Origin of the sequence: Vibrio sp. 10N.286.55.E10 (assembly GCF_002872555.1) — a bacterium.
Lineage (GTDB): Bacteria > Pseudomonadota > Gammaproteobacteria > Enterobacterales > Vibrionaceae > Vibrio > Vibrio crassostreae.
Genome location: NZ_MCSD01000060.1, coordinates 20483 through 34296, shown reverse-complemented (window position 1 = coordinate 34296; position 13814 = coordinate 20483). Strand labels below are relative to the sequence as shown.

14 protein-coding genes and 1 riboswitch are annotated in these 13814 nt (G+C 44.5%); of the genes, 1 reads left to right on the top strand and 13 read right to left on the bottom strand.

Annotation, left to right across the window (positions count from 1 at the left end):
* Nucleotides 1-47 precede the first annotated feature (47 nt).
* From BCV39_RS21350 to moaA, 11 genes are all read right to left on the bottom strand, one after another.
* Nucleotides 48-995 carry a glutathione S-transferase family protein gene (locus BCV39_RS21350; protein ID WP_102433495.1) on the bottom strand — a complete coding sequence of 316 codons (948 nt, stop codon included), beginning with the start codon at nt 993-995 and terminating at the stop codon, nt 48-50.
* A 198-nt stretch (nt 996-1193) separates the two neighbouring features.
* The gene (oppF, locus tag BCV39_RS21345) at nt 1194-2186 is read right to left on the bottom strand and encodes a murein tripeptide/oligopeptide ABC transporter ATP binding protein OppF (RefSeq protein WP_017632507.1); all 993 of its coding nucleotides are present in this window, start codon (nt 2184-2186) and stop codon (nt 1194-1196) included.
* Nucleotides 2183-3154, bottom strand: coding sequence for an ABC transporter ATP-binding protein (locus tag BCV39_RS21340; RefSeq protein ID WP_048659733.1), 972 nt, complete (start codon nt 3152-3154; stop codon nt 2183-2185). Before BCV39_RS21340 ends, oppF begins: the two co-directional genes overlap by 4 nt.
* 42 nt (nt 3155-3196) lie before the next feature.
* Complete coding sequence (gene oppC / locus BCV39_RS21335) at nt 3197-4099, bottom strand: oligopeptide ABC transporter permease OppC (RefSeq protein WP_048662067.1); 903 nt, start codon at nt 4097-4099, stop codon at nt 3197-3199.
* A gap of 12 nt (nt 4100-4111) precedes the next feature.
* Nucleotides 4112-5032, bottom strand: coding sequence for an oligopeptide ABC transporter permease OppB (gene oppB / locus BCV39_RS21330; protein WP_017062174.1), 921 nt, complete (start codon nt 5030-5032; stop codon nt 4112-4114).
* Between the two features lie 114 nt (nt 5033-5146).
* Nucleotides 5147-6778, bottom strand: a complete 1632-nt coding sequence (locus BCV39_RS21325; protein WP_102433496.1) for an ABC transporter substrate-binding protein — start codon at nt 6776-6778, stop codon at nt 5147-5149.
* A 650-nt stretch (nt 6779-7428) separates the two neighbouring features.
* Nucleotides 7429-7902, bottom strand: a complete 474-nt coding sequence (moaE, locus tag BCV39_RS21320) for a molybdopterin synthase catalytic subunit MoaE (protein ID WP_102433497.1) — start codon at nt 7900-7902, stop codon at nt 7429-7431.
* 2 nt (nt 7903-7904) lie between these two features.
* Nucleotides 7905-8150 (bottom strand): molybdopterin synthase sulfur carrier subunit, encoded by a 246-nt coding sequence (gene moaD, locus BCV39_RS21315; protein ID WP_048662065.1) that lies wholly within the window; start codon nt 8148-8150, stop codon nt 7905-7907.
* Nucleotides 8147-8626 carry a cyclic pyranopterin monophosphate synthase MoaC gene (moaC, locus tag BCV39_RS21310; protein ID WP_017093480.1) on the bottom strand — a complete coding sequence of 160 codons (480 nt, stop codon included), beginning with the start codon at nt 8624-8626 and terminating at the stop codon, nt 8147-8149. The genes moaD and moaC overlap by 4 nt, the downstream gene beginning before the upstream one ends.
* Nucleotides 8627-8638: 12 nt before the next feature.
* Nucleotides 8639-9151 (bottom strand): molybdenum cofactor biosynthesis protein B, encoded by a 513-nt coding sequence (gene moaB, locus BCV39_RS21305; RefSeq protein WP_004734027.1) that lies wholly within the window; start codon nt 9149-9151, stop codon nt 8639-8641.
* Between the two features lie 356 nt (nt 9152-9507).
* Entirely contained in the window at nt 9508-10497 is a 990-nt protein-coding gene (gene moaA, locus BCV39_RS21295) for a GTP 3',8-cyclase MoaA (RefSeq protein WP_017632500.1), read from the bottom strand.
* A riboswitch (molybdenum cofactor riboswitch) is annotated at nt 10486-10638 on the bottom strand. It overlaps the preceding gene by 12 nt.
* A gap of 194 nt (nt 10639-10832) precedes the next feature.
* Between moaA and BCV39_RS21290 the strand changes: the two genes are divergently transcribed.
* Nucleotides 10833-11720, top strand: coding sequence for a YvcK family protein (locus BCV39_RS21290; protein ID WP_102433498.1), 888 nt, complete (start codon nt 10833-10835; stop codon nt 11718-11720).
* A gap of 108 nt (nt 11721-11828) precedes the next feature.
* On the opposite strand, the gene luxU is transcribed toward BCV39_RS21290, so the two are convergent.
* Together luxU and luxO are read right to left on the bottom strand one after the other, a co-directional pair.
* Nucleotides 11829-12173, bottom strand: coding sequence for a quorum-sensing phosphorelay protein LuxU (luxU, locus tag BCV39_RS21285; protein WP_102433499.1), 345 nt, complete (start codon nt 12171-12173; stop codon nt 11829-11831).
* A 24-nt stretch (nt 12174-12197) separates the two neighbouring features.
* A complete protein-coding gene (gene luxO, locus BCV39_RS21280) occupies nt 12198-13586 on the bottom strand; it encodes a quorum-sensing sigma-54 dependent transcriptional regulator LuxO (protein WP_004734031.1) in 1389 nt (462 codons plus the stop codon).
* Between the last annotated feature and the right edge of the window lie 228 nt (nt 13587-13814).

Genomic DNA, 13814 nt, shown 5'->3' with positions numbered 1-13814 from the left:
TGACAGATTTGTTTTTTTTGATTTACGGCGGTTTGGTCATCGGGAAATTAGCCCAATTTTTCTCGACCGTGCGCTGATTCAAGGTCTAACTCCGGTCCTTTGGGTACAACTTGAGTAGGATTAATACCTGTGTGGCTATAGTAATAGTGACGCTTGATATGGTAAAAATCGGTCGTCTCTTTAATACCTTCGATCTGATACAACTCTTTTAGGTAACCCTGGATATTTGCATAGTCCGCAATTCGCTGCTTGTTACACTTGAAGTGACCCACATACACAGCATCGAATCTAACCAAAGTCGTAAACAACCGCCAATCCGCTTCTGTAATCTCGTTACCCGCCAGATAACGGTGTTCGCTAAGATGGGCATCCACTTTGTCTAACGCTTCAAATAACGCGTCATACGCTTCTTCGTAGGCCTCTTGTGTGGTCGCAAAGCCGGTACGATAAACGCCGTTATTGATGTTCGGATAGACGTAGTCGTTCCATTCATCAATCTTGCTCGCCAATTCCCATGGGTAGTAATCATCAGTGTTGCCCGTTAGCTCATTAAACTCTGAGTTGAACATGCGGATGATTTCAGACGACTCGTTGCTCACAATGGTATTGGTTTTCTTATCCCATAAAACAGGAACCGTGACTCGACCTGAATAGTCCGGTTTGGCTTGGGTGTAGATTTGGTGCATTCGAGTGTGACCGAACAGAGGCTCAGGCAAGCCCATTTGCCAACCTTCACTCATCATGTCAGGGCAAACCACCGTCACATCAATATGATCGGTTAGGTCTTTCAGTTCACGGAAGATCAGCGTGCGATGCGCCCACGGACAAGCTAACGATACGTATAGGTGGTAACGACCACTTTCTGGCTCAAATTGCGCTCCGGCTTTATTTTCAACCCAGTTGCGAAAGCCCGCATCTTCACGAACGAACTTACCACCGCTTTCTTTGGTGTCGTACCACACATCGTGCCAAACACCTTCAACTAACTTGCCCATATCCAAACCTCTGTGATGCTTACTTTTCTCTAGTATAAAAAAAGCCAACTTTTTCAAAACTAGAAGAAGTTGGCTTAGTTGTTCGAATATTTTGATGAAGCTTGTTGAGCGGACCAATAAGCCTAAGACAAAAAAAGCGCGACTCTAATAACTAGTCGCGCTTAAGCCTGTCACAGGCTGAACCGTTTTAAATAGGCTCTAGACTTGTACGTGCAAGCAAGATACTGCGTGAACGTCATCGCCTTGAATCGTTGGCTTAGTTTGCGCACACGCCTCTGTTGCTTGTGGGCAACGAGTACGGAACACACAACCTGATGGCGGATTTATTGGTGATGGTAGATCACCTTCCAACATCTGAATGGTTTTGCTGCGCTCTAAGCGAGGATCTGGAATTGGAACTGCAGACATCAACGCTTTGGTGTACGGGTGCTTAGGATCAGAGAACAAGGCATCTGACTCGCCAAGTTCTACCGCGTTGCCTAAGTACATCACCAACACGCGGTCAGAAATGTGTTTAACAACCGACAAATCGTGTGCGATGAATACCAAAGACAAACCTAACTCTTTTTGTAGCTCCTTCAGAAGGTTAACTACTTGAGCTTGGATAGATACATCCAATGCCGAAACAGGTTCGTCACAGATGATCATTTTAGGCTTTAAGATAAGTGCACGTGCGATACCGATACGCTGACACTGACCGCCTGAGAACTCATGCGGGTAACGGTTGATTACGTTTGGTAGTAGACCAACCTTTGCCATCATCTCTTTAACTCGGTCCTTCACTTCCTGTTTAGAAAGTTCTGGGTAAAAAGTCTCTAGAGGCTCAGCAATGATGTCACCAACAGACATACGCGGGTTAAGCGATGCTAGTGGGTCTTGGAAGATCATCTGAATCTCTTTACGAGTTTCACGACGCTGTACTTCCTGCATTTTAGTTAGGTCTTGACCTAACCACATGACTTCGCCGTCTGTCGCTTCAACCAAACCAATGATTGCGCGAGCAAATGTCGATTTACCACAACCAGACTCACCTACTACACCCAGCGTCTCCCCTTCGTAAAGGTGAATATCAACGCCATCAACAGCTTTCAGGTTTGACGGTTTTGCCCAAGGCCACGCTGATTTAGCTGCGATGCTAAAGTGAACTTTCAGGTCTTTAATATCTAATAATAACTGCTTATCTACACTCATTTTGTCCAAGTCTCCCAGTCAGAAAAACAAGCACGCTGACGGTCATTACCAAATGGCGTCAAAATAGGTGCTTCTTGCTTACAACGGTCCATTACACGGTGACAACGGTCTTGGTAAGGGCAGCCTGTTGGCAGGCGAAGTAAGTTTGGTGGATTACCTGGAATCGTCGGTAGAATTTCACCTTCTGTATCCAAACGAGGAATCGCTTTCAGTAGGCCTTCTGCGTATGGGTGGCTTGGCTCGTAAAAGATTTCATCAACCGTGCCGTACTCCATTGTACGACCAGCGTACATCACAAGTACCTTGTCACATGAACCTGCAACTACACCCAAATCGTGGGTGATCATGATGATTGCCGTGTTGAACTCATCTTTCAATTCGTTCAGCAATTCCATGATTTGCGCTTGAATAGTTACATCCAAAGCGGTTGTTGGTTCATCAGCGATAAGCAGTTTAGGACGACACAATAGTGCCATTGCGATCATCACACGCTGACGCATACCACCTGAAAACTCGTGTGGGTACATGGTGATACGCTTGCGTGCTTCAGGGATTTTCACCGCTTCAAGCATGCGTACTGATTCTTCAAACGCCTCTGCTTTACCCATGCCTTTGTGCAGCATAAGTACTTCCATCAGCTGATCACTTACTTTCATGTAAGGGTTCAGTGATGTCATCGGATCTTGGAAGATCATCGCGATCTGTTCAGCACGAACTTTGTTCAGTTCTTTCTCTGGAAGGTTAAGAATCTCTTTACCTTCAAACTTCGCGCTACCCGAGATGATGCCGTTCTTAGCCAGCAGACCCATGATAGAGAATACAGTTTGTGATTTACCTGAACCTGACTCACCCACGATACCCAGCGTTTCGCCTTGGTTGAGTGAGAAGTTCAGATCGTTTACTGCGGTTACGATACCATCTTGCGTGGTAAATTCGACGCGCAGATCTTTGACATCTAATAAGCTCATTATTGCTTCCTTAATCTTTTATAGCTTTTAATTGCTATTTCTTTATCTGTCTTTTGGATCAAGCGCGTCGCGCAGACCATCGCCTACGTAGTTAAAGCAGAACAGCGTAACTACCATGAATGCCGCAGGGAACGTCAGTTGCCAGATTGCAACTTCCATTGTTTGCGAACCTTCTTGAAGCAATGCGCCCCAGCTTGTCATAGGCTCTTGAACACCAAGACCAAGGAAAGATAAGAATGATTCTGTAAGGATCATGCTTGGAATAAGCAGCGTAGAGTAAACCGCTACGATACCCAGTACGTTAGGTACGATGTGACGTGTAATGATCTTCCATTTACTCACACCACATACGTGTGCTGCTTCAATGAACTCTTTACTACGTAAGCTCAGCGTTTGACCACGTACAATACGCGCCATATCTAGCCAAGCAATCGCACCAATAGCAACGAAGATTAGGATGATGTTACGACCAAAGAATGTTACTAGAACGATAACTAGGAACATGAATGGAACCGCGTACAAGATCTCTAGGATACGCATCATCACTCGGTCAGTACGACCACCGATGAAGCCAGAAGCGGCACCGTAAAGCGTACCAATCAGTACCGCTACGAATGCACCCATCACACCAACCATCAGTGAGATACGGCCACCGATAAGCGTACGAACGTACAAGTCACGGCCTAAGCTATCAGTACCAAACCAGTGATCCGCATTAGGACCCACGTGCATTGCGTACCAGTCAGTATCATCATAAGTATACTGAGCTAGCATCGGTAAGAAGATAACCGCCAGTACCATAATAGTAAGGATGAACAGGCTGACCATCGCAGCTTTGTTACGCATAAAACGAATGCGAGCATCCTGCCACAAACTACGACCTTCAATCTCTAAACTCTCAGAGAACTTTTCGATCGCTTCTAAATTTTCTTTTTTCTTCAACATAACCAGTCCCTGTTAGTAGCGAATTTTCGGGTCAATCAGCGCTAGCAAAATATCAACGATTGCGTTGAACAAGATGAATAGGAAACCAATCAAGATGGTTACACCCATTACTAGCGAGTAGTCACGGTTAAACGCGGCGTTAACAAACAGCTTACCGATACCTGGTAGGCCGAAGATGGTTTCAACAACAACTGAACCTGTGATGATACCTACGAACGCAGGGCCCATGTAAGAAACAACAGGTAGCATTGCTGGCTTAAGTGCATGTTTTAGAATGATGTAACGGTAGCTTAGGCCTTTTGCACGTGCAGTTCGGATAAAGTTACTGTTTAGCGTTTCAATCATGCTACCGCGAGTAATACGAGCAAAGGTTGCTACGTAAAGAAGAGACATCGCGATAACAGGCAGCACGATGTACATGAATGTACCGCCATGCCAACCACCTGCTGGGAATATGTTCCAGTGCAGGGAGAAAAGGTAAATAAGCGCCGGTGCCAACACGAAGGATGGCATCACCACCCCGAGCATGGCGGTCGACATTATGGTGTAGTCGACCCAGGTATTGTGCTTCAAGGCAGCAATCGTCCCGACGGTGACCCCCATCAATAGTGTGAAGATAAAGGCAACGAAACCTACCTTCGCAGATACTGGAAGTGCAACCGCGATCAGCTCATTTACTGTGTAATCTTGGTATTTAAAAGAGGGACCGAAGTCACCTTGTAAGATATTTGTCAAATACGTGGTGTATTGTTCAAATACTGGTTTATCTAAGCCGTATTTAGCTTCGATGTTAGCCATAACTTCTGGCGGTAATGGACGCTCGCTTGAAAACGGGTTACCCGGTGCGAAACGCATGAGAAAGAAAGATATAGTGATCAACACCAACATGGTTGGAATCGCTTCAAATATCCTTTTCATAATGAATTTAAGCATAAACTCACTCTTTCAGTCTGTGACAATTAAAATTAGAAAGACGCTACATGCGCGCCCTGCGCATGTAGTGTCTGTATCGTTATAGTTATATTAACTTTTTAGAATCGAAGCTTATTATTGAGCTTTGATGTATAGGTCTTTCGAGAAGATCTTATCTTCCGCGTTGTTGATTGGGAAACCACCAACATGCGGGTTAAGTAGACGAGATTTAACGTATTGGTAGATAGGAGCGATTGGCATGTCGTTTGCCATTAGCGCCTCAGCTTCTAGGTAAAGTGCTTTACGCTCTTCTTCTGAAGTTGAGTTAAGTGCTTTATCGATGATTTGGTCGTAAGCCGCGCTGTCGTAGTGAACACCACCGGTAGTGTTGTTACTCTTCATTAGCGTTAGGAACGAAGACGCTTCGTTGTAGTCACCACACCAACCAGCACGTGCTACTTCGAAGTCACCAGAATCTTTAGAAGATAGGTACGTTTTCCACTCTTGGTTCTCAAGTGTTACAGAAAGACCCAGTGTTTTCTTCCACATAGAACCTAGCGCTACAGCAATCTTCTTGTGGTTCTCTGAAGTGTTGTAAAGTAGGTTGAATTTAAGTGGGTTATCTTTTCCGTAACCCGCTTCTTCAAGAAGACGTTCCGCTTCTGCGTTACGCTCTTTCTGAGACATCTTGCCGTAAGCAGGCAGCTCAGGATCGAAGCCAGCTGTGATTTCAGGCGTTAGGAAATACGCAGGTTTTTGACCTTGCGCTAGGATAGCACCTGTTACGATATCACGGTCGATCGCGTAAGAGATTGCCTGACGAACACGAACATCATCAAATGGTGCTTTCTTCGTGTTGAAGATGTAGTAGTAAGTACATAGGTTACCCGCTACAGATACATCTTCCGCGTACTCTTTTTGAAGACGCTTGAAGTGCTCAGTTGGAAGTTCGTTTGTGAAATCGATTTCGCCAGATAGGAAGCGGTTCATTTCCGCTACTTGATTTTCGATTGGTAGGAAGGTTACTTTATTTAGAACCGTCTTATCGTTGTTCCAATATTGGTCGTTACGCTTTAGAACTAAACGCTCGTTAACAACCCATTTATCAACAGAGAATGCACCGTTACCAACGAAGTGGTCAGGCTTAGTCCATTGATCACCGAATTCTTCAACAGTAGCCTTGTGTACTGGCTTCATTGTTGTGTGGCCCATCATCATTACGAAGTATGGTACCGCTGCTTCTAATTCAACAACAAGCGTGTTTGCATCTACAGCTTTAACGCCTAGCTCACTCTTGTCTTTCTTACCCGCTACGATGTCCTTCGCATTCGCCATCTTGGTATATTCCATGTACCAAGCGTATGGAGAAGCCGTTGCAGGATCAACTGCACGTTGCCAGCTGTAAACGAAATCTTCAGCTGTTACAGGATCGCCGTTAGACCATTTTGCGTCTTTACGTAGGTGGAAAGTGAATGTTTTGTTGTCTGTCGTTTCCCAGCTTTCAGCAACACCAGGGATAGTATTACCGTCGCCATCTTGGTTCACTAGACCTTCTAGAAGATCACGAATTACGTGAGATTCTGGTACACCTTGAGATTTGTGTGGGTCGATAGTCGCAACTTCAGTACCGTTACCACGAACAAGTTCCTGAACTTTTGCTAGTTCTGTGCCTGCTGGAACTTCAGCAGCGATAGAAAGAGTAGAAGAGGCAGCCACTGCCAAACCAGCACCTAGAAGAAGGGCCTGAGTGATTTTATTCTTGTACATTTAATAAACTCCAAGTTTTATGTATTGCATCCATGACTTCTTTGCTTGGTTCACTGAACGGCAGTGATTTAGATTTATTTAGCTCAAAATTTAAGCACAAAAATCTAAAACCTTACAAAGATTGAGGCACACACTATCAACCATTGAAGTAATTTGCCATAAACAAGTCGCAAAAAATCGGATAATTCTCCGAATTACTCAAGGTAATAGTGTAAATCTCTAATAAAAACCTTATGAATAGTTAGTTACACATAGGGATTAATTAAAAAACAGCCTTTAGTGTTGATGTATCTGTATTGATACTTTTTTTTAGCATCTTATGCTAGAACACTGTCGGCAAATTAACATTAATGCCACATGAAATCTAATTGCACATCACATATCCCCTAAATCGACTCCACTATTTGTGAGGGTTATCACTTTATACAAAACAGCATAATGCACTGCACCAAAACAGATTTAGAAATGCACCAAGACAGACAAAATCACGTATCGAATTTATATGCAACCTGAATGAGTAATCATTTATTAATACACCACTCATTTATAAATAGCTTTATAGCACGCACAAAAAAGCCGACCTTAATAGTCGGCTTTTTACTGTCTCAATCAACAGAACAAATTTTTGAAGCAACATCATATTGCGAGAATTATTTCTCCCAACGCTCCGCAGCTTTGGTATCTGAATCGCGAGAATCAACCCAACGAGTTGTTTCAGTGGTACGTTCTTTTTTCCAAAACGGCGCTTTGGTTTTCAGAAAGTCCATAACAAACTCACACGCTTCGAAGGCAGCGCCACGATGTGCACTTGATACACCAACGTAAACAATCTGGTCACCGATATCTAGGTCACCAACGCGATGAATCACTCGCATCTTCTGAATAGGCCAGCGCGCTTCAGCTTGATCACAGATCTCGCTCAGCGACTTCTCTGTCATACCCGGATAGTGCTCTAGAGACAAACCAATCACGTTGTCGCCAAGGTTCATGTCGCGAACTTTACCAACAAACGTCACTACCGCTCCTGCAGCTGTGCCTTGAGCTAGATAATCGTATTCGTCACCCACAGAAAAGTCTTCTGCAGTAACTACTACTCTTAGATCTATAACTCGAGAATCATTCATGACTAGCCTCCAGTCACTGGTGGGAAGAAAGCCACTTCATCGCCGTCTTTCACTTCAGTCGTCAAAGGTACGATTGATTGGTTAAGCGCAGCCAAAAGCTTGCCCTCTTCCAATGCGATATCCCATTTGCCTTCTTGTGTTACAAGGTGGCTGCGAATCGCTGCAATCGTCTTGAACTGTGCATCAACTTCAACGCTGTCCACACCAACAAGTTCACGAGTTTGAGCAAAGAAAAGAACTGTAATCATGATTCCACCTTAAAGTGACCAGACTTACCACCCGTCTTCTCTAACAGACGTACATTCTCGATAACAATATCTTTCTGAACAGCTTTACACATATCGTAAATCGTTAACGCAGCAACAGAAGCAGCCGTTAGCGCTTCCATTTCTACGCCTGTCTTACCCGCAAGCTTACAAACAGATTCGATGCGAACCTTGTTTTCAGACTCGATAGCTTCAAGCTGCACTTCTACTTTGGTTAATAGCAGAGGGTGACACAGTGGAATCAGATCCCACGTCTTCTTAGCCGCTTGAATACCCGCAATGCGTGCCGTTGCGAAAACATCGCCTTTATGGTGGCTACCAGAAACAATCAGCTCTAGCGTTTCAGCAGACATTTTTACGAAAGCTTCCGCTCTCGCTTCACGTACTGTCTCAGCTTTTGCCGATACATCGACCATGTTTGCTTCGCCAGACGCGTTAATGTGTGTAAATTGGCTCATACTCAAACCGCCTTATACAGAAAGGTGTGGCATGAAGTTACAAGGGCGGTGACTAGCATCCATTTGTTGCTTGATGATCTTAGTCCAACCTGTGCGACAAGCACCTGTAGAACCTGGCATCGCAAAGATAACTGTGTGGTTAGCAAAGCCCGCAATCGCACGAGATTGAATTGTCGATGTACCGATCTCTTCATAAGATACTTGACGGAATAGCTCACCGAAGCCTTCTACTTCTTTGTCAAATAGTGGCTTAAGCGCTTCAGGCGTGCTGTCACGAGAAGTAAAACCAGTACCGCCAGTGATCATGATCGCTTGTACGCTTTCATCAGCGATCCACTTGGATACGATCGCACGGATCTTGTACATGTCATCGATAACAATTTGCTTATCAACCACGTTGTGGCCTGCTTCTTTAGCATGCTCAGCTAGGTAACCACCGGACGTGTCATTTTCTTCTGTACGAGTATCTGAAACGGTTAGTACTGCGATGTTTGCTGCTTGGAATTTGCTTTCTGCGTGACCCATTTGTTCACCTATATAAATTTTTCAATTGTGAGGGCGTGTTGACCTTTCGTGATTAAATTTTGTTCGAGATAAAAGCGTTTTAATCGCGGCGAGGGGGAAGTAGCCTAGTCATTCTAAGCAAATCTCCCTCAACAAAGAGTAAAACGCTTTTAGCCGAACCCTTCGGGCAGCGTTTGCTGGTCATTTCTACTACGTTATCGGCTTCTCATGTAGGCTAGCTACACATCAAAGCCTCTGCCTTGTATAAATACCCAGCAACTCGCTGCAAAAATCAGCTCGAAAGAGCAACACGCCCTAGACTGATTCGCCCAGCCTAAAGAAGCTGAGCGATAAAATGCTTTAGAGTATATAGCGGGTTAACCGCCGATTGACGCCAAGTTTGGAGTCATGCCGCTGTTGCCATCATGTAAGAAGTGGCTAACAGACTTGGTTTGAAGCTGAGCCTGAATTCGATCAATGAGCTCTTGCTCTTGTTGATCTTCTTGAATCAGATCTCGCAGTTCAACACCGTGGTCGCCAAACAGACATAGGTGAAGTTTACCAGTCGCAGAAACACGCAGTCGGTTACAACTCTCACAGAAGTCTTTCTCGTAAGGCATGATCAAACCAATTTCACCCTTGTAGTCTGGGTGGACAAACACTTGTGCTGGACCATCGTTAACCGCTTTGACTTTTAACAGCCAACCGTTAGCAATAAGCTGATTGCGAATCGCAACGCCAGACACATGATGTTTATCGAACAACTCGTCCATCTCGCCGGTTTTCATCAGCTCGATAAAACGTAATTGAATAGGTTTGTCTTTGATCCAATTAAGGAAGGCTGGTAATTCCTGACTGTTGAGGTCTTTCATCAATACAACGTTGACTTTGACTTGTTCATAGCCAACCTCAAACGCTTTATCAATGCCTCGCATAACCTCAGTAAACTTATTCTCACCAGTGATCTGATGGAACATACGTGAATCTAAACTATCCACGCTAACGTTTATATGGGTTAAACCAGCATCACGCCATTGCCCTACTTGTTTCTCCATGCGGTAGCCATTCGTTGTCGTGGCTACTTTTTCGATGCCTGGAGTAGAAGCAACGGTATGTATGATTTCAGGAAAGTCTTTACGCAGACTCGGCTCTCCGCCTGTAATGCGGATCTTTGAGGTACCACAATCTGCAAACGCTTTTACAACGCGTTTGATCTCGGGAACACTTAAAAAAGACGAGTTTTTTTGCCCTGACGGTTTGTAACCATCCGGCAAGCAGTAAGTACATTTAAAGTTACAGACGTCTGTAACCGACAAGCGCAAGTAATAAAACTTGCGATGGAATCTATCTTCGAATTGTTGCGCCACGGAACACCTTTCCAAACACGGGAGGCATAATCATTTCCAATTAAGCCCTTGTGACAACATGTCACTGGCTCTTGATGCGTATCGGTACAGCAAATACCACTGTGCGACTTAGCATGCGAGAGCTCGGAGTTATGGCAACCGCACGTCATATTCATACGTGCAGTAGCTGAGTAATAAAATACTTAATATTTGTACGTGAATCTAGCTCTGATGGTAAAAAACGGGTCACATCGGCAAAAAAAACGTATCAAACGCTCAAAATAACTCTTGTTGAGTATATAGCGAGAAGCATTTAACCTAAATTATAGTTGGTAATAACCTAACAAGAACAAAAAATGAATATTTACGCTTCAAAGAAGGTCGTAGCAATCGGTGGAGGCCATGGCTTAGGTCGTATGCTTGCTGCACTAAAAGACTTTGGTAACAACGCAACTGGCATTGTTGCAACAACGGATAATGGCGGCTCAACCGGACGAATTAGAGACTGCCAAGGTGGTATCGCTTGGGGAGATACTCGTAACTGTATCAACCAATTGATCACTGAACCTTCAATCAGCTCGATGATGTTTGAATACCGCTTTCGCGGCCAAGGTGAACTCGACGGTCATAACTTGGGTAACCTGATGCTCACAGCATTAGACAACCTCTCGGTTCGCCCACTAGAAGCGATTAACCTAATTCGAAATATGCTCAAGGTCGACGTCAATATCGTGCCGATGACCGAGCACCCTTCTGACCTCACAGCCCTATCAATGGACGGACGTTGGGTAACCGGCGAAACCAACGTTGATGACATGACAGAAAAACTGCGCATGATGGATCTGTCTCCAGAAGTGCCCGCAACCAAAGAAGCCGTTGCAGCCGTCGAACAAGCCGACTGTATCGTTCTTGGCCCTGGCAGCTTCCTGACCAGTGTGATGCCCCCTCTTCTCCTTCCAGAGATTGGGAAAGCCATCGCTGAGAACACCAAGGCTAAGGTTATCTTCATTGAAAACCTATCTCCAGAACACGGTCCTGCAGGAAAAATGACGCTTCAAGAACAGCTTGAATGGTGTGAACGTACCTGCAAAGCGAGAAAAATTGATGTTGTGCTGGGCAATGCGCCGCACCCTGAACTTGAAGGTCTTTGGAACTGCGTGACCACTGACCTTGCCTCTCCTAACCGAGATTGGCGACATGACCGTTTAAAACTTCAACAAGCAATTCGGGCTCAACTCGCTTAATGCTTGCAGCCTAGGCTAAACCACAGAAACCAGTAAAAACAAAAAAGGAGCATCATGCTCCTTTTTTAGTCTCTGTATCTCTACCTGTAGATTTAGCGATTAACCGCTTTAGAGATCAGTCATCAACTGCTGATATTCAGTATAAGTCGATAGTAGAAGTTCCTGCATATCTTGAAAATCAATATCTGTCACAGGCAATGCTTGCTTCACTTTTGCGTCTAAGCTAATAGCAAAACTACACAAAGAATCGGCACCAAAACTCGCAGCACTGCTCTTCAACGCATGGCTGATATCGGCCAAATACTTAGACGTATCGGTATCTTTGTTTAGCTCTAGGTGCTCGTGGTATCCCTTCAATTCACCTAAAAATATTTCCAGTAATACTGGGACATTCTCTTGCCCTATTTCGCCGGCAAGTTCATCAACTTTTTGCTGATTTAATACTTTCGTCATTATTATTTTCTTATTGTTTGGTGATTACTGCTTCGCATTCCACGTTTGCAACTTACGGTATATGGTCGAAGGACTCACATCTAAGAAGCCTGCTGCTCGGGGGATATTGCCATCACACGCTTTAATGGCCTGTTCGATGGCCGTTTTCTCAGTGATCCACAATGGGAAAATATCTTTTACCGTGATGTCTTCATTCTGCTTTTCTTTCAATCGCAGGCTGTTTTCAATCGGTTGGTTCAATGGGGGCGGAAGCATGTTTAGAGTAATCTCTTTACCGTTATTCAAAACCACCACGTTTCGCAACACGTTTTGTAGCTGACGAACGTTACCCGGCCACTCATATTGATTAAAGCGATCAAGTACTTCTTGAGCAAAACGTACAAACGCCTTCCCTTCCTCTACCGACATATAGCCTAGTAACGAGTACGCAATCTCGATGACATCTTCACCACGCTCACGTAATGGCGGCAAGTGCAGCGGAATCACGTATAAACGATAGTATAAATCTTCTCTAAAGCGACCTTCTTGTACTTCTTTCCAAGGGTCACGGTTGGTCGCACACACAAAACGAACGTCCACACTCTTCATCTTCGAAGAGCCGACTTTTTGAAAAGTACCGGTTTGAATAAAACGCAGAAGCTTGGTTTGCAGTTCAAGGTCCATCTCACACAACTCATCGAGGAACAGTGTTCCACCGTCAGCCAATTCAGCAGCACCTTGGCGATCCGTTGCCGCGCCAGTAAAGGCACCTTTTACGTGGCCAAACAGCTCACTTTCAATCAAGTCTTTAGGAATTGCCGCACAGTTGATGGCGATGAAAGGCTTATCACCACGCTTACTCGCCGCGTGAATCGCTTCTGCACATACCTCTTTACCCGTACCACTTTCACCGGTAATGAAAATACTCGCTTTACTCGATGCGGCGGAATCGATAGTTCGGTAAACCTGCTGCATAGTTTGGCTACTGCCAATAAAACCTTGATAGTTCTGGTTTCCCGGATGTTCCGAACTGTTCTTAAGCTTGGTAGCCTTACGGATTGCGTTGTTCACCGTAATACGAAGTCGGTCGGCTTCACATGGCTTGATAAGGAAATCTTGAGAACCATGACGCATTGCTTCTACGGCGGTATCGATAGAGCCGTGCGCTGTCATGAAGATAACGGGCACTTCAGGGTACTTTTGTTTTACAGCAAAGAGCACATCCATACCCGTCATATCAGGCAGACGTAGATCTAATAAAATAAGGTCAGGGATTCGATGATTCAAACTCTCAATTGCATCGCGGCCAGTGCCGACAATGTTGATATCAATTTCGAGCGGTGTAAGATACGAGCGATATAACGCTGCGACTGAAGCCGTATCCTCCACCATCAACAAATACTTTGATTTGTTATCTAACGTTTTTGATTGCATATCCTAGCCATTTATAATTTGCATTTCTTATTATAGTCGCATTCCGCTTTGCATTATGCAAATTAGCCACAATATTTGTGATGTATTTTTTTACTTACTTCAAACAATCAATGTTTTATCTATCTGGCACGAACGATGCAGTAATATAAATGACCTTCGGGTCACCTAGCCAACTGACGTTGTTAGTGAACCGAGTGTTCACAAACGTAAGCCAGTAGAACAATTACT

Coding starts and splice junctions, on each gene's coding strand:
- luxO (WP_004734031.1), bottom strand. CDS start 13,586: ATGCAATCAAAAACGTTAGATAACAAATCAAAGTATTTGTTGATGGTG.
- oppF (WP_017632507.1), bottom strand. CDS start 2,186: ATGAGTGTAGATAAGCAGTTATTATTAGATATTAAAGACCTGAAAGTT.
- oppB (WP_017062174.1), bottom strand. CDS start 5,032: ATGCTTAAATTCATTATGAAAAGGATATTTGAAGCGATTCCAACCATG.
- moaD (WP_048662065.1), bottom strand. CDS start 8,150: ATGATTACAGTTCTTTTCTTTGCTCAAACTCGTGAACTTGTTGGTGTG.
- moaE (WP_102433497.1), bottom strand. CDS start 7,902: ATGAATGATTCTCGAGTTATAGATCTAAGAGTAGTAGTTACTGCAGAA.
- moaC (WP_017093480.1), bottom strand. CDS start 8,626: ATGAGCCAATTTACACACATTAACGCGTCTGGCGAAGCAAACATGGTC.
- luxU (WP_102433499.1), bottom strand. CDS start 12,173: ATGACGAAAGTATTAAATCAGCAAAAAGTTGATGAACTTGCCGGCGAA.
- BCV39_RS21325 (WP_102433496.1), bottom strand. CDS start 6,778: ATGTACAAGAATAAAATCACTCAGGCCCTTCTTCTAGGTGCTGGTTTG.
- oppC (WP_048662067.1), bottom strand. CDS start 4,099: ATGTTGAAGAAAAAAGAAAATTTAGAAGCGATCGAAAAGTTCTCTGAG.
- moaB (WP_004734027.1), bottom strand. CDS start 9,151: ATGGGTCACGCAGAAAGCAAATTCCAAGCAGCAAACATCGCAGTACTA.
- BCV39_RS21290 (WP_102433498.1), top strand. CDS start 10,833: ATGAATATTTACGCTTCAAAGAAGGTCGTAGCAATCGGTGGAGGCCAT.
- BCV39_RS21350 (WP_102433495.1), bottom strand. CDS start 995: ATGGGCAAGTTAGTTGAAGGTGTTTGGCACGATGTGTGGTACGACACC.
- BCV39_RS21340 (WP_048659733.1), bottom strand. CDS start 3,154: ATGAGCTTATTAGATGTCAAAGATCTGCGCGTCGAATTTACCACGCAA.